The sequence below is a fragment of the Chryseobacterium ginsengisoli genome (assembly GCF_039542325.1).
Lineage (GTDB): Bacteria > Bacteroidota > Bacteroidia > Flavobacteriales > Weeksellaceae > Chryseobacterium > Chryseobacterium ginsengisoli.
The window spans coordinates 152,616-173,578 of record NZ_BAABHX010000006.1; the positions used below are offsets into that span (position 1 = coordinate 152,616).

18 protein-coding genes are annotated in these 20,963 nt (G+C 34.0%); 3 read left to right on the top strand and 15 right to left on the bottom strand.

What is annotated here, in order from left to right; all coding sequences use genetic code 11:
* Positions 1–2 precede the first annotated feature (2 nt).
* The 12 genes from ABD940_RS17385 to ABD940_RS17440 all read right to left on the bottom strand — a co-directional run bounded on the left by ABD940_RS17385 (position 3) and on the right by ABD940_RS17440 (position 11,923).
* A complete protein-coding gene (locus ABD940_RS17385) occupies positions 3–1,319 on the bottom strand; it encodes an FAD-binding oxidoreductase (protein WP_345206810.1) in 1,317 nt (438 codons plus the stop codon).
* Positions 1,316–2,203: a decaprenyl-phosphate phosphoribosyltransferase gene (locus tag ABD940_RS17390; RefSeq protein ID WP_345206812.1), complete on the bottom strand. Its 888-nt coding sequence runs from the start codon at positions 2,201–2,203 to the stop codon at positions 1,316–1,318. Before ABD940_RS17390 ends, ABD940_RS17385 begins: the two co-directional genes overlap by 4 nt.
* Before the next feature lie 107 nt (positions 2,204–2,310).
* On the bottom strand, positions 2,311–3,000 hold the full coding sequence (locus ABD940_RS17395) for a YiaD family glycine zipper/OmpA-like lipoprotein (RefSeq protein WP_345206814.1): 690 nt from the start codon (positions 2,998–3,000) through the stop codon (positions 2,311–2,313).
* 22 nt (positions 3,001–3,022) lie between these two features.
* The gene (locus ABD940_RS17400; RefSeq protein WP_345206816.1) at positions 3,023–3,517 is read right to left on the bottom strand and encodes a hypothetical protein; all 495 of its coding nucleotides are present in this window, start codon (positions 3,515–3,517) and stop codon (positions 3,023–3,025) included.
* Between the two features lie 125 nt (positions 3,518–3,642).
* Positions 3,643–5,319 carry a S8 family serine peptidase gene (locus ABD940_RS17405; RefSeq protein ID WP_345206818.1) on the bottom strand — a complete coding sequence of 559 codons (1,677 nt, stop codon included), beginning with the start codon at positions 5,317–5,319 and terminating at the stop codon, positions 3,643–3,645.
* Position 5,320: 1 nt separating this feature from the next.
* Positions 5,321–5,944 carry a WbqC family protein gene (locus ABD940_RS17410; protein WP_425550371.1) on the bottom strand — a complete coding sequence of 208 codons (624 nt, stop codon included), beginning with the start codon at positions 5,942–5,944 and terminating at the stop codon, positions 5,321–5,323.
* A gap of 57 nt (positions 5,945–6,001) precedes the next feature.
* A complete protein-coding gene (gene lepB, locus ABD940_RS17415; RefSeq protein WP_345206822.1) occupies positions 6,002–7,657 on the bottom strand; it encodes a signal peptidase I in 1,656 nt (551 codons plus the stop codon).
* Between the two features lie 98 nt (positions 7,658–7,755).
* Positions 7,756–8,457, bottom strand: coding sequence for a 4-hydroxy-tetrahydrodipicolinate reductase (gene dapB, locus ABD940_RS17420; RefSeq protein ID WP_345206824.1), 702 nt, complete (start codon positions 8,455–8,457; stop codon positions 7,756–7,758).
* Positions 8,458–8,578: 121 nt separating this feature from the next.
* Complete coding sequence (locus ABD940_RS17425) at positions 8,579–9,220, bottom strand: DUF5683 domain-containing protein (RefSeq protein WP_345206825.1); 642 nt, start codon at positions 9,218–9,220, stop codon at positions 8,579–8,581.
* Positions 9,221–10,111: a ParB/RepB/Spo0J family partition protein gene (locus ABD940_RS17430; protein ID WP_345206826.1), complete on the bottom strand. Its 891-nt coding sequence runs from the start codon at positions 10,109–10,111 to the stop codon at positions 9,221–9,223.
* A gap of 38 nt (positions 10,112–10,149) precedes the next feature.
* A complete protein-coding gene (locus ABD940_RS17435; protein WP_345206827.1) occupies positions 10,150–10,923 on the bottom strand; it encodes a ParA family protein in 774 nt (257 codons plus the stop codon).
* A gap of 163 nt (positions 10,924–11,086) precedes the next feature.
* Positions 11,087–11,923, bottom strand: a complete 837-nt coding sequence (locus ABD940_RS17440; protein ID WP_345206828.1) for an energy transducer TonB — start codon at positions 11,921–11,923, stop codon at positions 11,087–11,089.
* A 389-nt stretch (positions 11,924–12,312) separates the two neighbouring features.
* On the opposite strand from ABD940_RS17440, the gene ABD940_RS17445 reads away from it, so the two are divergent.
* Positions 12,313–13,914: a hypothetical protein gene (locus ABD940_RS17445; RefSeq protein ID WP_345206829.1), complete on the top strand. Its 1,602-nt coding sequence runs from the start codon at positions 12,313–12,315 to the stop codon at positions 13,912–13,914.
* 311 nt (positions 13,915–14,225) lie between these two features.
* Positions 14,226–16,064, top strand: coding sequence for a hypothetical protein (locus ABD940_RS17450; protein ID WP_345206831.1), 1,839 nt, complete (start codon positions 14,226–14,228; stop codon positions 16,062–16,064).
* Positions 16,065–16,291: 227 nt separating this feature from the next.
* Here the strand turns inward: ABD940_RS17450 and ABD940_RS17455 are convergent, their stop codons facing one another.
* The gene (locus ABD940_RS17455) at positions 16,292–17,578 is read right to left on the bottom strand and encodes an adenylosuccinate synthase (RefSeq protein WP_345206833.1); all 1,287 of its coding nucleotides are present in this window, start codon (positions 17,576–17,578) and stop codon (positions 16,292–16,294) included.
* Between the two features lie 95 nt (positions 17,579–17,673).
* On the bottom strand, positions 17,674–18,237 hold the full coding sequence (locus ABD940_RS17460; protein ID WP_345206835.1) for a hypothetical protein: 564 nt from the start codon (positions 18,235–18,237) through the stop codon (positions 17,674–17,676).
* Positions 18,238–18,330: 93 nt separating this feature from the next.
* Between ABD940_RS17460 and ABD940_RS17465 the strand changes: the two genes are divergently transcribed.
* A complete protein-coding gene (locus tag ABD940_RS17465) occupies positions 18,331–18,921 on the top strand; it encodes a hypothetical protein (RefSeq protein WP_345206837.1) in 591 nt (196 codons plus the stop codon).
* A gap of 75 nt (positions 18,922–18,996) precedes the next feature.
* On the opposite strand, the gene ABD940_RS17470 is transcribed toward ABD940_RS17465, so the two are convergent.
* On the bottom strand, positions 18,997–20,586 hold the full coding sequence (locus tag ABD940_RS17470; RefSeq protein ID WP_345206839.1) for an ABC-F family ATP-binding cassette domain-containing protein: 1,590 nt from the start codon (positions 20,584–20,586) through the stop codon (positions 18,997–18,999).
* Positions 20,587–20,963 lie beyond the last annotated feature (377 nt).

Here is a 20,963-nt window from a genome sequence, read left to right on the forward strand (position 1 = left end):
CGTTAAATATTATTTAAGATTCTTTTGTGCTGTAAAGACACAAATTTTGAACTCTGCGTGTTTTTCAGATAATTTGTCAGAGACGATCGGCTCATGCTGTCTTTTGTAAGATAAATTCTTCCTCCAAACTCCTGAACGATCTGATCCAACTGATCTACCAGTTTTTTTAATTTTGAATTAACTTTAAAATCCAAAGCCAATGTATATCCTTCAACCGGAAACGAATTATACGCTTCAGGATTGTGCTTTCCAAACAGTTTTAAAACCGCCAGAAACGAACCATTGCCACTATTTGCGATAGTTTCAAGGATCTTTTTCATTCCTTCTTTTCCTGTTTCTTTAGGAATCACCATTTGATATTGGATAAAACCAGACTTTCCGTAGATTCTGTTCCATTCATGAATAGCGTCCAAAGGATAAAAAAATGTTTCGTAATCGATGAAATTCTTAACCTCTTTTTTTGACTGCTTTTTATAGTACAAAAGATTAAAAATTTTAACCGTCAAAGCATTTAAAACAAATCCCGGAAAATAAAAAGGAACTGTCGGTTCAAATTTTTTCTTTAATCTTAAAGATTTTTCTTTTAAATTCTGAGGAAGCTCATGTTGAAAAGCATGTTCTCCTCTCATTAAAATACTTCTTCCTATATCTTTTCCTTTTTGAAGGCAATCGATCCAAGCAACAGTATATGTCCAGTTTTCACTTTCGTCGAATAATTTAAAAATTTCATCTAAATTTTCGGCTTTAATGCTTTCCTGACGAATGTATGCAGATTCAATGTTTTTTAATTTAAATTTTGCTGTAAGAATAATTCCCGTTAATCCCATTCCACCAATGGTAGCCCAGAATTTCTCGATGTTTTCTTCTCTTGAGCAAGTGATGATCTCACCGTTTTCGGTCATTAATTTAAATTCAATCACATATTCCGAAAAGCAACCTTCTGCATGATGATTTTTCCCATGAACGTCTGATGCAATTGCGCCTCCGACAGAAACAAATTTAGTCCCCGGAGTTACGTAAAGAAAATACCCCTGCGGAACAGAAATTTCCAGAACTTCTGAAAGTAAAACTCCCGATTCGCATTCAATAATTCCGTTCAGACGATCGAAACTGATGAATTTATTTAATTTTTTTGTTGAAAATATATGTTCGCCCAATGAAGCATCTCCGTAACATCTTCCGTTTCCTCGTGCGATAACTTCATTGTTATTAACTACAAATTCTTTTATTTTTTTGAAGCTGTCTTCAGACTTCATTTCCTTTTCCACTATGGGAAAATTGCCCCAATTGGTGACTTTCTGTATAAAATTCGGCTTCATTTTTTAAAGTAAATTTGAATTAAAAATGCAGCCACCCATAACAATAAGGTAACCTGTATATATCTGTCTCTATAAACAATTTTGGTAGGAGATTCCGTTCTGTTGTATACCAAAGTCTGTTGTAAGTATCTTAAAAAGGCAAAAACAACAAAAATCACAGTATAGAAAACTCTCGAATGAAACCTCGCCTGAACTTCCGGTGATAACGTAAACATCAGGTAACAAATAATCGCCAATGTTACAGAAATAGAAAGTGCAATATCTGCAAACTGAACGTTGTACCCATCCAAAGCTTTTCTTGTTTTACCAGAAACCTGTGCATTGATCAGTTCTCCACGTCTTTTTCCTATTGCTAAAACTAATGCCAAAACAAAAGTCAATAAAATCGCCCACTGAGAAATGCTGATTCCCGTCATATAACCTCCTGCCAAAACTCTTAAGACAAATCCAACTGCAATGATAGAAATATCAATGATCGGAACGTGTTTTAATTTAAAAGTATAAGCAAGATTCATCACAAAATAGAATCCTACAATCGTAGCAAATTTCCACAAACTTTCGTGAAAATATGCCTGAGCAAAAAGAACAAGTGCAATATTTACTGCAATAAGACCGATAAAAATTCCAATTGCCTGTGGTTTTGAAATGGCACCACTCGCCAAAGGTCGCCGTCTTTTTTCGGGATGCTGTTTATCTGCCTCGATGTCGTTGTAGTCATTTAAAATATAAACGACACTCGCTGCCAACGAGAAAATAATAAAAGCAAAAATACTTTTGGTAAGTAAATCAAGATTCTTGATATTACCTGAAAAAAATAGAGGAACAAAAACAAACAGGTTCTTCACCCATTGCTCCACGCGGAGCAGCTTAAAATATTTCTTCATTTATGTTGTTTCAAATGCAAAAATAATGATTTCAAAAATATCCACCATAAAAATACAAAAATAACCGCTATTGCGGTTATTTACGAAAATATTTATATGTTAATTAATTATTGCCCTTGTTGAGCGTCATTAATCATTTTTTCATTCGCAGTAATGGCAAACTCTACTCTTCTGTTCTTAGCTCTTCCTTCTTCTGTATCATTCGTTGCAACCGGCATACTTTCACCTTCTCCCAAAGCAAATAATCTGCTTGAAGAAATACCTTTTCCTGATAAATAAGCTTTTACAGAATTTGCTCTTCTTTCAGAAAGCTTCATGTTATAATCATCAGCACCTTTACTGTCTGTGTGACCATAGATGTTGATATTTGTATCAGGATTATTGTTAAGAACCTGAGCCAATTTATCTAAGTTTGTAATTGATGCAGCCTTTAAATTAGAAGAATCAAAATCAAAATTTACGATACTTTCATTTAAAGTAATTTTAATACCATCTCCTACTCTTTCTACTTGAGCTCCAGGTAAAGTTTCTTTAATTTCTCTAGCTTGCTTATCCATTTTATTACCGATCACGTTACCTGCAACACCACCGATAATACCTCCTAAAACTGCTCCTAAAGCCGCGTTCTTACCTTTCCCTACGTTATTTCCTAAAATCCCACCGATTACAGCTCCGGATGCTACACCTACGGCTGTACCTCTTTGCTGATGATTAGAATTTTGTACAGCCTCACAACTTGTAAGTAATAAAGCTGATGATAAGAAAAGTGCTCCTATATATGTTTTTGTAAATTTCATCTTTTTATATTTTTTTATTAAATTATTTCATTCCAGTTCTTTCGAAGTTGTAAACAACTCTTACATTTTCCCCGTCAAAAGGAATGTTTTGTTCAAGCGAAAATTGATCTGTAGTTTGATTTGTCAGTGTTAAAGTATATCCTGCTGTATTCTGCTTTGCTTTTGTACCGTCAGCAATTTTTTTGAAGTTAAAAGTATTTCCGCTTACTACATCGATTTTAATTGGCTGATTAAATCCTGCTCCACATGTTCCTCCTCCATTTACTGTATAAGCTCCTGTCCAGTTATTTGGAATCAATCTCCAATGACTTCCTACAAAACATTGTGCATCTACACCATCATCAAAGGGTTTAACCTTAAAATTCTTATCATAATTGATGCTCACAATCTGCCAGTCTCCTTTCATTTTAAGGAATTCTGATCTTTGGTTTTGGGCTGTTTTTGCGTTATTAACGGCGGAACACGAAACTGCAAAAAGCGCTGTTCCCAACATCCCTGCAAGTAGTAACTTTTTCATTTTGTTGTTTATTATTTTGTTAGAATAAAGTTACAAAAAACCGTGCCAAAATTGAAAAATAAAAATAAAAAAAGTCCGAAAATTTCGGACTTTGTATGGTTCTACCTTAAAAACAGGAAGATATATTATTTTTTAACAGTCTTTTTTACGGATTTTTCAGCCTTCTTTACAGAACCTGATTTTCCGTTATAAAAATTTGTGTAAGCATACTCTGCTGCCTTTTTCAAATCAATTATACCTCCAGCCTGAGAGAAGTCTCCAAACTGATTCGCTGTACTTGGATTGCTCGATTTCACTAAAGATTCAATGACCTGAGCCGGAGTTAAAGTCGGCATGTAAGCCAATAAAACTGCCGCCGCACCTGCTACAACCGGAGAAGCCATTGAAGTTCCCTGTAAATATTTATACTCATTATGAGGAACTGTAGAATAAATTTCTTCACCTGGAGCAAAGACATTTACCATTTTCTTATTGAAATTAGAGAAACTTGCTCTTAATGCGTCATTTTTATTTGTACTTGCACCCACAACTAAAACATTATTTACAAATGGTTTTTCATCTGTTACATTTTTAAAGTTTGTAGGATAAGCTAAATGTTCTGCAACATCTTCGTTTTCGTTACCTGCAGCTTTTACCAAAAGAACTCCTTTATCCTGAGCATATTTAAAGGCATCCCAAACTACATTCTTACCCGGAGAAACTGGTTTACCAAAGCTCATATTCAAAACTTTAGCACCATTATCAACAGCATATTTTATTGCGTTTGCAACATCTTTATCTCTCTCATCACCGTTAGGAACTGTTCTTACAGACATGATTTTAGCCACTTTTGAAGCTACACCATACTGAACTTCTTTTCCGTTCGGAAGACCTGCAATGATACCAGCAACGTGAGTTCCATGCTCTGCATCAGTACCTTCATAATGATTATTTCCATAATTTTTCTCAGAATAATCATCATAATTATCTCCTACAATTTCTTTTCTTGGATCATAAGAAAGATCATATTGTTTTGATTGAGGCTCGAAATAATCAAGAGCTTCTTTCATTTGGTCTTTGATTGATTTTTCGAATTCTGCAGAAGACTTTCCTTTAAAATCAGGGCTTTGAGAAACCTGTGTTAAAACATTTAAAGCAAAAGCATCTTTCTGATCTGTTGCTTTGATTGAAGCTATATTTTCAGGAGTTACAGATTTTCCATTCAGCAATTTTACCATATTTGGAATAGCATCATTGATCATCGTATAGGTCTGAAAACCTTGTCTTGCTTCAACACTTTTTTTTGTAAAAAGCTCTTTAGACTTCATATACATTGCAAATTCTTCAGGCATTTTAGCTTGATTTGCTTTGTTTTTTGTAGAATCATCTCCCTCGAAAATCGGCTTATATTTCGCAACAACTCTCGTTACCTCCATATTGTCGATTCCGATATCTCCGTTTTTCCCACCAATGAAATTCCATCCGTGAATATCATCGATAAATCCATTTCCATCATCATCTTTACCATTTCCAGGAACTTCATTTGGATTTGTCCAAATATTTTTCATCAATCCCGGGTGATCTACCTGAACTCCGCTATCTAAAACTCCTACCAAAACTGTTTTTGGTTTTAGACCTTTAGATTCTAAAAATTTATATGCATTTTCTGTATTAATACCATAAACTTTCGTTGTAGCAAAATCTTTATGATACCAAGTCATCAAATCTTTATCTTCTTTCGGATCAACACCCGCTTTTGATTCCTGAGCGTAAGAGAAACCAAATCCCACTAAAAACACAGCAGCTAATAATACCTTTTTCATGCTAGTATGATTGTTTAATATTTTTAATATAAGTCAAAGATTCCGGTCCTTTGTTACAAATTAAGTCTAAAATTGATAAATCCTTTAAAAATCCCAGTTTATCTGAGAAGGTTTGATAATATTCATCCATCTCAAATTCTGAAGGGGTTTTTGCTGAAAATTTTTCTCTAAAATTAATCTCTTCCGGAATTTTGATATATTCTTCATTCAAAGAGTATGCCTTTTCTGTTTTTAAAATCTGCTGAATGATTTCAAGCCCCTTTAAATTAAAATCTACTAAATATTTTTCATTCAAATCAAATATTTTTCTGAATTTATCTTCATAAAACTCAAAATAAGGAGAACTTTGATACGCTGTTTTTATAGATTTCCAATGAAGATTTCTCCAATCTTCGCGGTGAGAAATTTCAATATCTTTAAATGCTCTGCTTCCGTTATGAGCAATAGGAATGATTAATGATAATTTTCCGTTTGCTCCATAAATATTGGTTCTGTTTCTGTACGTCTGTTTTGGAAAACTTTCAAACTGCTCAAAAGAAATTTCATTTTCAGGATCTAAAAACACTGAAAACCATGAAATTGGCGGTAAATAAAATACCGGTAATAATACGTTCTTCATATTCATAATGCAAAAATGAAGTATTTTTTCAAACACTTCATTCTATTTCTAATTTATTTTAATTTATAAATCTTCTTCTGTTTTTTTCTTTCTGAATAATTTCATGAAGTACTCCCATCCGAAGAATAAAATAAGAATCATTGCTGCAACCCACCAGTAAGAAGTTTTGTTGGCTTCACCTGTATTTGTAGCTTTAAACATCCTTTCCCAACGAACTTTAAACGGAGCCTGATAAGAAGAACTTGCGTCTTTGAAAGCTCCCTGCAAGCTCATCCAGGTAAACATCGGCTTTCCAACGATATTTTCTTCAGGAACAAAGCCAAAGAATCTCGCATCCAAGGAAGCATCTCTATTGTCTCCGATCATCATATAATAATCCTGTTGAATTGTATATTGATTCGTTTCTTTTCCGTTAATGAAAATTTTTCCGTTCTTGTTCTCCAAAGTATTATGTTCGTATTTAGAAATAACCCATTGATACATTGGAAGAGATTCTTTATCAATAGTAACAACATCACCCTTTTTAGGAATTTTCAAAGGACCATACCAATCCTGATTCCAAGGTTTGTTGATCGGGAAAATAGATTGAGTTGTATCAATACTTTTTGTATACGCTGTTTTATCAGCATTTAATTTATATGAAATCGTAGCGGAATCTTTTGGATAAATATTTTCTTCCATGCTCACTACGCTCGGCAATGTTTTTATTTCCTTTGCCGTTTTATCAGTAAGACCCTGGAACATGTAGATGAAACCTTTGTCACCTTGCATTTCTCTTACAGGTAAGAATCCATAAGTGTTATATAAACTTGGAATATCTAACTGAGTTCCCGTATTTACCGTATAAGCGTGCTGAACTTCCTGATCACCCAAAACCGTTTCAGGTTTTCCGTTTACAAAAAGTCTTCCAGCTCTCATTTCGAAAGTATCACCTGCAACGGCAACACATCTTTTCACATAAGGATCTTTTCTGTCGATCGCTGTGTGTACTGAATCCTGAGGATAGTTGAAAACAACGACATCATTTTTCTGAGGTTTGTTGAATTGTAAAATTCTTGAATAAGGCAATTTTACAGCATCAACATAAGATTTTGGATCATCTTTTGGGTTTCCTTTTTCACCGGAATCAAAAATTGTTCCCTGTAAGAAAGGTATTGCTAAAGGACGCATCGGAAGTCTGTAACCGTAGCTCCATTTATTTACGAAAAGGAAATCACCCACCAATAAAGTTCGCTCCATAGATCCTGTAGGAATCCCGAAAGGCTGCGTTACAAAAACGTGGATAATTGTAGCGAAAACTACCGCAAAAGTCACTGATCCTATAAAAGAATCTTTCTTTTTTGCATTTTTTTCTTCGTCTGTTAAGAACAAATCATTTTCATCTTCTAACTCTACATCTTTACCATAATTCACCGTTGCCATATAAATGAACGGAAGAATTACCGTAAGTAGCTGATCTTTGAAAAGAGTTTTACCAAATTTTTTCACCAAATATAAATGAAAAACAGACATCATGATTGGTCCCACGATTGGCAAATAGGATAAAATTGCCCACCATTTAGGATGTTTTGTCTCTTTTAAAATAATGAAGTAATTGTAAAAAGGTATAAAAGCGAATAACGGATTATACCCTAATTTCTTGAACAGCTTCCAACTGGAAATCCCCATCAATACTGACAAAATGAGAACATAAACTGTATACGTTAAAAAATAATTCATAAATTTTTGTGCCTAATCTATAATATAATTGATGAATGATAAATGATTAATTCACCATTCATTCTTATTAGTTTGCAATGTATGGATTTTGTTACAAATTAAAGTCCCAAAACATCCTTCATTGCGAAATTTCCTTTTTTATCTTTGATCCATTCTGCAGCGACTACTGCTCCCAATGCAAAACCGTTTCTGTTGAAAGCTGTATGCTTGATTTCAATTTCATCCACTTCGCTTTTGTAAAAAACGCTGTGAGTTCCCGGAACCTCATCTTCACGGATTGCAAAGATTCCCAGTTGATTGCCTTGAGTTTCTTCCAATTTCCAAGCGTCAAATTTTGGATTGTGTTTGAAAATACCTTCTGCAATGGAAATCGCGGTTCCACTCGGAGCATCTAATTTGTGAATGTGATGAATTTCCTCTAATTGACAAGAATATTCATCCACATTTTTCATTAGATCTGCTAATTTTTCGTTTAAAGCAAAAAATAAATTTACTCCCAAACTAAAATTTGAACCATATAAAAAAGCTGTTTCATTTTCAACAGCCAGTTTTTCAATTTCAGATTTCTTTTCCAGCCAGCCTGTTGTACCGCAAATTACAGGAATTTTGTTTTCAAGACAAGCCTTGATATTTTCGTAAGCTACTTCTGGCAAAGAAAATTCGATAACAACATCTGGATTGTTAAGATTTTCAGCAGTTGGGGTTTCTTTTAATCGGGCAACAACTTCATGCCCTCTTTTTGTGGCAATTCCATCAATGATTTTGCCCATTTTACCGTATCCAACTAATGCTATTTTCATGTACTTTTTTATTTAATTTTATAATTTAACGCAAAGCCCGCAAAGATTTCCTTTAAAATTGTCGTGTATATTTTCCGTTCGCAAAGGCGTTTCACTCAGCTAAGACTGCATTAATTATTTTTTAAAATCTATAACTTAAACTTAAGCCCGTTTTTGGAGGAGCAATTCCATACTGATCCTGAATCATTGTAGGACTGAAAGTCAGATCCGGATCATGACGGCTTTCATACAAATGTGCGTCTACAACAGCATCTACAATGTTCAAAATATAAATTATACCCGTAATTGCGATTGCATAATCTCGTTGTCTCTTTGCTCTGTCTTGTACGTTTCCTAGTGCCACTTTATCCAGCCAAGGACGACTGTCAACAAATTCATTAGGTGTTCCGTTCAATTTTGCGATGTAATATTCTCTGTATTTTTTATACTGATTATCATTCCAGACCGCAATACCAACACCCGCTCCTACAGCCCCCAAAACAATAGGAACTTTCCAGTATTTTTTGTTGTAAACCTGTCCTAAACCCGGTAGTACAGCCGAATATAATCCAGCTTTTGTAGGATTTAGTTTTAAAGTTTTTCTTGTTGGTCCGTTTGCTTTTTCAAGATCTGAAACAACTTTTGCTTCAGTCTTTATATTCTTTTTTTCCACAGACACACTATCTTTCGGATGATGTTCCACCCGAATCGTATCATTAGGATTTACCTGTGAATAAGCAATTGCAAACAGACACAGAAAAAATGTGAAAAGTATTTTCTTCATTTATTTAATGTGAGATAAAATATATTCCAGCTCATCTTCATTTTTGAAGTCCAGAACAATTTTCCCTTTTTTACCATTTGGAGCAGCTTTGATCTCAACTTTTACATCTAATATATCCGCAATCGTCTTTTGTACCCTCTTATAATTATTAGAAAGCTCAGCTTTTGCTCTTTTTGCAGCCGGAGATTTCGGATTTTTTATTGCTGTGGCGGCTTGTTCAGCCTGACGTACATTCAGTTTTTCTTTAATAATTAAATCAAATAAAATCTGCTGATGTTCTTCACTTTCAAGACTGATGATCGCTCTGCCATGTCCAGCAGAAATCTCACCACTTCTGATTGCATTCTGAATATCTGGATTCAACCTTAACAATCTGATAGAGTTTGTGATCGTACTCCTGTCCTTTCCAACTCTCTGGCTAAGATTTTCCTGAGTAAGACCGATCTCATCCATTAATCTTTGGTAAGTCAATGCAATTTCTATCGCATCAAGATCTTCACGTTGGATATTTTCAACAAGAGCCATCTCCAGAAGCTCCTGATCATTTACCAAACGGATATAAGAAGGAATAGACTCTAATCCTGCAATTTTACTCGCACGGAAACGTCTTTCTCCAGATATAATTTCAAACTTTTCGCCATCTTTTCTTAAGGTAATAGGTTGAATTACACCTAAGTTTTTAATAGACTCTGCAAGTTCATTTAATGCCTTTTCGTCAAAATAAGTTCTTGGCTGGGTCGCATTGGGATAAATATCTTCTAACGAAATCTCAACAATATTCCCTACAAATTTATCTGCTCCCTCATCAGTCGCAGAATTGATTGTCGCTTTGGATTCAGCACTTAGAATTGCGCCCAAACCACGTCCCATCGCTCTTTTTTTGTCCTTCATATTATGCTTTTAGCTTTAGCTTCCTGACTAGTCGCTTTTTAATTCTTTACTAATTTTTCGTTTTTTAATAAAACCTCTTCTGCCAACTGAATGTATTGTATAGCTCCTTTACTTTCAGCATCATAATTCAAGATACTTTCTCCGAAACTTGGTGCTTCACTCAATCTTACGTTTCTACTGATAATAGTTTCGAAAACCATTTCAGGGAAATGTGCATTTACTTCCTCCACAACCTGATTAGACAATCTCAAACGACTGTCGTACATTGTAAGCAGCAAACCTTCAATATCAAGATCTTTATTATGGATTTTCTGAACATTTTTAATGGTGTTCAATAATTTCCCAAGACCTTCCAGAGCAAAATATTCACACTGGATCGGGATAATAACGGAATCTGCTGCCGTAAGAGCATTTACTGTAATTAAACCTAAACTCGGTGCACAATCGATGATAATATAATCGTAATTATCTCTTACACTTTGTAAAGCTTTTTTCAACATGTACTCACGGTTTTCCTTGTCAACCAATTCAATCTCCGCTGCGACTAAGTCGATATGAGAAGGAACAATATCCAAATTCGGAGTAGCTGTTTGTTTGATACACTTAATGGTCTCAACACTGTGCTCCAAAAGATTATAAGTAGAATACTGAACATCTTCAACTCCCAAACCAGAAGTTGCATTTGCTTGAGGATCAGCATCAATAATTAATATTTTTTTCTCTAATACCCCCAATGCTGCTGCTAAATTTACGGCTGTTGTCGTTTTTCCAACACCTCCTTTCTGATTAGCGATACCTATGATTTTTGCCATTATTCGAACTTTAAGCTTCAAAAATACACATTTTTCCTTGCTCTGAATGAATGGATAAAACGAAATTTGAGTTAAAATATTGTTAATAAGCATTTTAGCAATAAAAAAAATTATCCACAAAAAAAATTCTTTGTGGATAACTATTCAAGATTTGTTTTTTATGTTATTCTTCAAACTTCATGGACATTGGAAATTTGAAGTAACTTCTTACAGCTTGACCTTTAAATTTAGCCGGAACCCATTTTCCTTTAATAGATTTGATAGTTCGCATTGCTTCATTATTAAAATCAGAATTTTTTCCATCTGCTTTAATTCCTGAAATCGTTCCGTCTTTTTCTACAATAAATGTAATTGTAGTTTTCAATACTCCATCAGATTCAAATCCAGAATTATCAAAATTATTCATGACTTTATTTCTGAAAGAATCAATTCCTCCCATAAAAGTAGCTTCTACATCTACCGATGTTGGAATACCATTAGGATCTTCAACTTTATCTATTATTTTAGGAGGAGGAGATGTTGAAATTGGACCTGTGTTAATAGTCTGAGGTGGCACATAGGTATTTGTAGGAGCAGTTTCTCCGTCAGAATTATTTTTAATACCAGCAACAGCACCTTCAATTTTTTCTACAACTTTTTCTTTAGTTACATGAGTTGTAGGTTCTGGAACTGTAGTATCCTCTGTTTTTAATTTAGGAGCCGTCGTTTGCGGAAATGGTTGAACTTTTGGAGGAACTATTACAACATCATCCGGAATTACCGGATCTTTAATATTAATTACAACTCCACCGTCATCTTTAGATACCACATCATTTTTAAAAGCATTAATCAAAACTGGAGTCAAAGAAATTGCAGCCAATAAACTGACTCCTATAAAAAATGCTTTTGTTAAAATTTTATCTGATTCGTTTCTTAGAACGTATGCACCATATTCTTTATTACGGTGTTCGAAAAGAACTTCGTTGAAACGAAATTCTTGATTTTGGTTTATGTGTTTCATCACTAGAAAATATTTAAACTGTTAAAATTTTGATTATTAGTTTTTATAATTGTTATCGATAAGCATTGTTTCAATATCAAAACATTTGCCAAAAAATTGTTAAAATCGCAATATTTTGAAAATTTTTATAATAATACTAAAATTTAACTATGTTTTAAATAATAAATAACTATCTATAAGCATATTACACATTCTTATTTTTCAAAAAATAATTTGGTATCATTCAATAATATTCAACAAAATTCAAATTATCGTAAAAACCACATTCCAAAATAGGAAAATCACTGACTAATTCCTTGTGAGACTGAAAGATATTTGTATCATAGAAAATCGGGAACGCTGAAAACCGAAAAGAGTAAGCAAACAAACACCTTAAAAAAACTTATATTATGCCAACATTAACTCAAGAAGCAAGATCAAACTCATTAATGAGTATGCTTTTAAAACAAGTTTACGATTCTATTACAAACGGAGGAGATCCGGATTCTATCGGCCCTAATGATTTTATCGCATTCGACCCGATCGGAATTACTTTGACAGAAGATACTTTCGATTATGCGTTAAACGGACTTTTCGGAAATGCTCCGGCTCCAAAACCATTATTAGACGGAACAGGAAAACCAATTTTAGATGCAAACGGAAATCCTAAAACAAATCTTGAGGAATTCCAAAACGCAATGAAAGACAGCAAATTCCGCAAATATCTTCAAATGGAACAGTTTTCTGCAATGGTAGACGCAATTCCTTCTACTCTACCACCACTTACAGAAAATGGAAACGGAAGAATGATCACGATCTTTAATGATTCTTCTAAAAGAGTTTCTAAAGTATACGAAGATCTGATGCAGTGGTCAGTCGTTGTAGACACTCCAATGGATCCTAAGGTTGAAAAAAATCTTGAAAAACTGAGAGACAAACTTTTCAAAATTAAAGTCGTAAAAAACCCTGATTTTGATGAAAATGCTCCGGTTGACGATCTTAACAAACCTGAATTGCACCAAACTTTCGTTGCGCCAATGTATTCTAAATATATCGAATATCAAATGAAATATTACGATATCGTGGATGCCAACAATTCCATCAGAGTAGACGCAGACAACGGAGATCCGGATGCAATGGCAACGTTATCTATCGACGGCAAAAATATGAAGAAAAGAGAAGATGCCGCATTAAAAGCCTGGCAATCTCTTGGATACAAAGAAGCGGTGGAAAGAATTCAGAATTATTTAAGTGAAATTGAAGAAAAACACATGCTTGTCATTAAAAAACGTCTTCAGTCTGAGTTCAGAAACAGCCAGAGAACGAGAGTGATCGATTATATCAACTATTCTCCGTCTATTCCAATTTCTGCAAATGCATTGAAAGAATCTAAAAACTGGCCGACAATTTCCATGTATGAAGGAAGTGCGCACAGCGACTATTCTAAAACGATTCATAATTGGAGCGCAGGAGCAGGCTTTAGTATGGGACTATTCAGTATTGGAGCAAGAAACAGCGGAAATACGGCGAGAACATCGATGAATACAGATTTCAGCAACCTTAAAATTTCATTTAAACTTGGAAAAGTAAGAGTAGAAAGAGGATGGTTCAGCGAAGAATTTGTTGAGTCTAAATACTGGAAACTTCACGAAACTTCTCCTCAAGCATTAAACGGAGACATCATCAGTGATGGTCAGGGAAAAGGATTGATGCCGATGATCGTTACGGAATTAATTATTGCAAGAGATGTAATGTTGGACTTCAGCGAAAACGCAACGGCTTACAAAGCAGCAAGTACAAAAATCAGCACTGGAGCGGCAGTGGGAATCGGACCTTTCGTATTTGGTGGAAGTCACAATTATGAAAACCAAAATTCTCAAACTGATGCAAAATGGAGCGGTAAAAAATTGCAGTCCAACGGAATTTATATCATCGGATACAAATGTCATGTGATTCCAAAATCTCCAAATCCAAACCCAGACATCAAAGTTTGGACAGACGGAAAATCATAATATTCTTCTCATAATAGGGGTAACCGACAGAAAAAATCTGTCGGTTATTTCAAAAAACTTTGATGTGATATTTTTGATCTGATGTTTTTTGAACACAACGTCACTTCGAGTAGATTTTTGAAAAAAAATCGTATCGAGAAGTTGATCTAGATAAAAGTTCTCGATACATTTCCTTCATTTCCTTACGAAAAACACTCGAACCGACGTAAAGACTTCAATTGCTGGTTTTACATTAAACTTAAAAAAACTGAAAACCAAAACCAAAACCCAACAACCAGCAACAATCAACTAATAACCAAAAACCAATTGCCATGAAATATTTTGTTGCCGTTTACCAGAAATTGAGAAACATTTATATCTCTCAAAGTTCGATGGAAAATGATTTACCGATGATCTGCCCTTCTCTGAGAGTGTACGAAAATGAGGAACTGGAATTATTAAAACCTCCAAGTTTATTAAATGATGATCAGAAAAAGGCGCTTTCCATTATTAAAAAACAAAACGTGGCGTATGAACTCAATTCTGTTCCGATTTCTCCGAATTTCTGGGATCTCAATCCCAATAATGCTTTGTTTGATATTTACAGAGATATTTTGGATAAAAACAGTTTAAAAAATTTAGAGGAAAGTTTAGATAAAGTCGTTGCGAGTCAAAGTGCGATTTTATTTGATTCAAAAGGAGCCGACACGAAAGAACTGAAATCCTACAAAAAATATCAGGAGGTTCACGAAACCGCGGTTAATAATGTAGGAACTCACCTTGAATTATTCGATGGATTGGATACTGATGAAGAAAAAACAAACTGGAACGATCAATTAATCAACCTTAATAATCTAAAAGCACTCGCTTTTTCTGAATGGAAAGTGAAAGGCAGTAAAGATTTAATTGAAAAAGAATTAAGCAGAGTTAATAAAAATTCTGATGCCGATTTGTATCTCGCAATGGCTCAAAATGCAAAAAACACTTTTGAAGCCGCCGAAAAAACCGATGTCATCAACAATTCTTCGATTCATGATATTAATTTTATTCCTTATGATTTCATGGAAAATGAATCTGGTTGGAACAATATGAGACTTGAGAAAACCGAACTGGAAACTTTACACGCCGAAGCCAAAAGCTCCAATGAGAATCTGCCTTCTGAAATTCTTTCCATTGATTATGATGAAAGTGTGATTTTAGCAGTGGAATTTGATTATTCATTTGTTCATTTAAAAAGAAACTGGTTTAATAAAAATTTCATGCTTTCCGAAATGTTTGAATGGAAAGAACCTAAAAAAATATCCGACGGACAAACAATTTCCAGTGATTTTAAATTATCTGCATTTCCAAAAACAATGATGTTGATTAAAAATTTAAAAATCGTTCTCGATCCGTCCATCACCAATGATACTGTAAATAATCCGAATCAACTGATTTATTTTGGTCCTCTGATTATGAAACAACAGCTTTTCGTCAACAAAACCAATAACCAGAAATTCCTGAAAGCTGTAACCAATGTAAGAACCATAAAATCTGATCAATTAAATACCTTAACCAGAAAAACCGCAACTTTAGATGCTGCAAAAATATCTACTCCTGAAGATGCCCCAAAACCTGTTCTTCAACCTGTAACGGAAGCTCCGAAAGTGAATCCTATTTTTAACAATAAAATAAATATGAATGTTTTCGGAGGTGTAAGAAATCTACGATCTGTAACTCCTGTTGCGGCTCCTGTTCAACCTCAACCGACTACCGTAAAACCAGTAACTCCGATTATTGCAACACCGATAAGAACTCCCGGAATTTTTGTTCCGATCCGACTTCCTATTCAGGTGCAGCCGACTGCGGCAAATGTACAATTCAAGGTTTTTGATAAAATAAATAATGATCCTATTTATAAATGCGCAATTTCCATTAAAGGAACAAACAATAGTAGGATTTTTGAAATTGAAACCAATGAAATCGGGATAATCAGCCAGATGATTCCTGTCGGAGAATACAGTATTGAACTGAGAGTCGATGATTATGCTGTTTTGAACCAAAATTTTAGTGTTGTGAATACAAATCCCGTGAATCTGGAATACAGACTTCAAAGAGAGGAAGTGAAATTCAAGTCTTTCTTTTTGATCGGGATGATTTGTGAGAGAATGCCGAAAATTCCTGTGAATTAAATTCACTTAAAAATACAAGAATCAAAAGAAATTTAACTTTTGACTAAGAATGACAAACTTTGTGGTTATTCTAAAATGTTGAAAGGAATGACTGCAACTCTAGCCCCGATTGCAGTGGAAATCCTTTTTTGAAAAAAAAGATTGCAGCGAAAAGCGGGAAATAGCTCCAAAATAAAAAAGAGACCATCAAAACTGACAGTCTCTTTTTATTTATTTAAAAATATTCCTTAGAATAATTCTTTTCTGATAATGTTCTGACTTCTTTCAGGACCAACAGAAACCAAGTAAACGTTGATTCCCAAATACTTCTCGATAAATTCGATGTATTTCTGAGCGTTGTCCGGAAGTTCGTCGTAGCTTCTTACTTTTGTAAGATCTTCGTTCCAACCCGGTAAATCTTGATAGATTGGTTCGTAGTTGTATAATTTTTCTGTTGAAGAAGTGAAATAATCGATGATTTTTCCGTCTTCAGTTTTGTAATGAGTAACGATTTTAAGGTTTTCAATTCCTGTAAGAACGTCTAATTTCGTAATTACCAAGTTGTTGATTCCGTTAATCATACAAGCATGCTTCAAAGAAACAAGGTCTAACCAACCTGTTCTTCTTGGTCTACCTGTAGTTGCTCCGAATTCACCTCCGATTTGTCTGATGCTTTCTCCTAATTCATTGTCTAATTCAGAAGGGAAAGGTCCGTTTCCAACTCTTGTACAATATGCTTTTGCAACTCCGATAAGGTTCTGTAATGAAGTTGGTGGAACTCCTGCTCCTGTACAAACTCCTCCAGTTGACGGAGAAGATGAAGTTACGTATGGATACGTTCCAAAGTCGATATCCAACATCAAAGCTTGTGCTCCTTCGAATAAAACGTTTTTACCGTCTCTGATAGCTTCGTTTAATTCTAATTCAGTATCAACGATTCTGTCTTGAAGCTGTTTTCCGATTTCTAAATATTCGTTGTAAATTTCTTCAACGTCTAATGTCGGTTTTCCGTAATATTTTTCAAATAGAGAATTCTTAATTTTTAAGTTTTTCTCGATTTTGTCTCTTAAAATCTCAGGATTCAGAAGATCGATCATTCTGATACCAACTCTTGCAATTTTGTCTTCATAACAAGGTCCGATCCCTTTTTTCGTCGTTCCGATCTGCGTTCCTCCGTGCTCTTCTTCACGGTAAGTATCCAAAAGAATGTGGTAAGGCATGATGACATGCGCTCTTCTGCTGATGAAAATGTGATCAGTTCTTAAGTTTTTGCTTTCGATCTGATTCACCTCCTTAATGAAAGATTTAGGATTTACCACTACTCCGTTGGCAATGATACACTTCCCTTTGCACTGAAGAACTCCCGATGGAAGAAGGTGCAAAACGAATTTTTCATCGCCTACATAAACCGTGTGACCAGCGTTGTCCCCTCCCTGGAAGCGTACAACGTAATCCGATTTTGCCGATAAAACATCCGTGATTTTTCCTTTACCTTCATCTCCATACTGAAGACCTACAACTACGTAAGTTGACATATTTTACTTTTATTTTAGATTCATGCAAAATTACTTTTAAAAAATTGGGTGGGCAAATTTGTGGTGGATTTTATTTTATAGACAAAGTTTAACCATTAATTTTTAATCCTTTTTCGACGAATAATAATTAAAAGAAATAATAAAGCGACAAAAGAAAAAGCTAAAATCATTTCTTTATTAATTCCCTTCGTCTCAGTTTCCATTTTAATAACATCTTTATTATTTGCTGTAATAATACCGTCATTCGCATTAGAAATACCAACGGTTTGAGTTGCATCATCGTAAGCATTTTGTTGAGAGGTTTGTTCAGACATATTAATAGCTTCCCCTAAATCTGTTGGCGCTTCCCTAAAACCTGATATAGATTGTGCAGCATTTCTTGTAGCTGAATTTTCAATATTTTTATATTGATTAACTTCTTCTTTTTGTTGCTGTGAAAGCTTGTTTATATCTAGTCTTTGCTGTCTTTTAGCACTTAGCCTTTTTTTTATTTCCCTTATTCGTTCAGTGTCATTTGGAGATTCTGCATAAGGATTATTTTTTTGTTGATATTCTTTTTCATATTCATCAAAAATTTTATCTAAATCATCGAAACCTCCTTGTTGAGAATAAACAAAACTAAAAGATAACACCATCCAAATCATTAAAATTCTTTTCATTTCTATTTGTTTTTAAATCAAATATACTTATAAAATTTACAAATTATTAAACGGGAATCCGTAAGTTTAGTTTTCAAAAACATTTAAAATAAAATGCAACAAAACTCAAAAGATGAACTTTTAAAAATAGCCGAAGAATACGTCCTAAATAATGCTGGAGATCATGTTGAAGTTAGTTACACAGAAGATTATGATGATATCTTCGTTTTTGGTTATCAAGCAAAAGACAAAAAAGTAAGGTTAGTCGGTCAAGGACCAATACTTCTTGTAAAAAAAGATGGAAGAATATTTGAATACGGAAGTGGTACAGGTATAAAACAAGCTCTCATTGAAGTGACCAATAAATTAAACAAAGAGAGATTAATAAGACTTTTCTATAAAAATTACAATATTCAAAACAACAATTATGATCTAATAATTACTGATATATATGAATTAGACGAAGGTGAAAATTTCAATGAACTAATAACTGTTTTATTAAGAAACAGAATTCAATATTTTACTTATGATGAAAATAATGAAACACATCGTCACTATTATACTAAAGAACAACTGGAAGAAACTTTAAAACAAACTCCTATCAATTTAGGCAGATATTTTTGTTATTATAATTTGGCTCATGTTCTCGTTGATCTTATCAATACAAATATTTATTTTGACTGGACATTATCAGAAACTAAATAAATATCATTCCGCAGAAACCTTTCAACAAATTAGATTCCTGCGGAATGACAAACAGTATGAATATTTTTATTATTCTTATTTCAACAAAACCTCATTCACAACCCCAATCTCCTCCAAAAACACTCCATCATGCGAAATCACCACCAAAGTTCCATGATAATCCTTAATAGAATTCGTCAGAATTTCCACATTTTGAAGATCTAAATTATTCGTCGGTTCATCGAGAATAATCATATCGGGTGCTTTATTGCTGATGGAAAGTCCGCACAGAAGAAGTCGCAGGCTTTCTCCGCCACTCAGAACATCGCAGTTTTTATCCCAGACTTCCTTTCCGAATAAAAATCTAGACAATAAGGTTTTCACTTCAGATTCCTGCATTGCATTATCGTTGAATTGTTGGGCAAATTCATAAACCGTTGCATTTCTATCAATCAAAGAATACTCCTGATCAATATAAATCGTCTGAAAATCAGCTCTCGAAATTGTTCCAGCAGAAGGCAGCAAATTTCCTAACAACAGCTTGATCAAAGTCGTTTTTCCCGAACCGTTCGAGCCTTTGATAGAAATTCTGTCACCACTTCGGATTTCAAGATTGAGATTTTCTTTCCAAAGATTTTCATTATCATATTTAAAATTAATTTCTTCCGCCAAAATCAAAATTTTCCCCGAATGCAGATTCGAATCATTAAAATTCACTTTCATCTGATCCGCATTTCTCACAGACGACCGCAAATCCCGTAAATCACCGGAAATATCATTGATTTTATCGGCATGAATTGATTTTAATTTGGAAGAATTTTTCTCAGCATTATTCCGCAGAGTATTCATCATAATTCTCGCCACACCCGATTTTTCCTGCTTTCCTTTTCCTCGTGCATCGAGTTTTTGCTTTCGTTCGATTGTTTCTCTTTCTTTTTCTTTGGCTTTTTTTAGCGCCCTTTCTTTGGAATGAATATCATTTTGTAACGCTTCATTTTCAATTTCTTTTTGTTCGACATAAAAATCATAATTTCCGCCATAAGTCGAAATTCCCTGATTGCTCAATTCAAAAATTGTATCGACCAAATTCAGTAAAGTACGATCATGACTGACAATCACAACCGTTGAATTTGTTTTTTCAATAAAATCATACAACAGATTTCGACCTTCCAAATCAAGATGATTCGTAGGTTCATCCAATAAAATAATTTCAGGCTGATTGATTTGAATTCCTGCAAGAAAAACCTTTGTTTTTTGTCCGCCACTTAGAGTTTCTAATTTTTGATTTAATTCTAAATTTTCAAGTTTCCAATATTGTAAAGCTTGTTGGCAACGTTCTTCAATTTCCCAATCGTCATTTAATGTTTCAAAATAAATTTCATCCACTTCCCCACTCGTTATTTTTTGAAGGGCTTCGAGTTTTTTATCTATTTTCAAACATTCAGCAACCGTTAAGTCATTAAAATTTCCAAACATCTGAGGAACATAAAATAAATCGCCCTGGATATTGACGTTACCTTCCAAAGGTTCGATTTCATTCGCCATGATTTTCAGCAAGGTAGATTTTCCCATGCCGTTACTTCCGACCAAAGCCGATTTTATGTGAGTTTGTATCGTTAAGTTGATAGAATTAAATAAGAGATTTCCCGCCGGAAACCCAAAGGATATATTTTGTAGAAAAAGCATAATTTCTTTCTTTAATTAAAGTTAAAACTGCAATAACATTTTCTGTTATTGTTTATTAAATCTGAAAGAAATTGTATCCTACATCTTATTTGGGGGTTGTGAGTTGCAAAGATAATGATTTTTAAATATTTCAAAATTTTAAGCGTAATGTTTGTTATTTCGACGAAGGAGAAATCTACTATCTTAAATTATTAAAGCTTCCTGTTTCCAACTAAGCCTTTAATAACTTTATAAAGATGCTTCGAGAACCTCAGCATGACAACTCTAATACTAACCGTTTTAATTAGTGATACATTTATAGCAATGTTATTCTATGGCTTTCGAAGCATTTATTTCGTTTTAATAATACTTTCTCTGTCAAATGTTTTACTAAACTG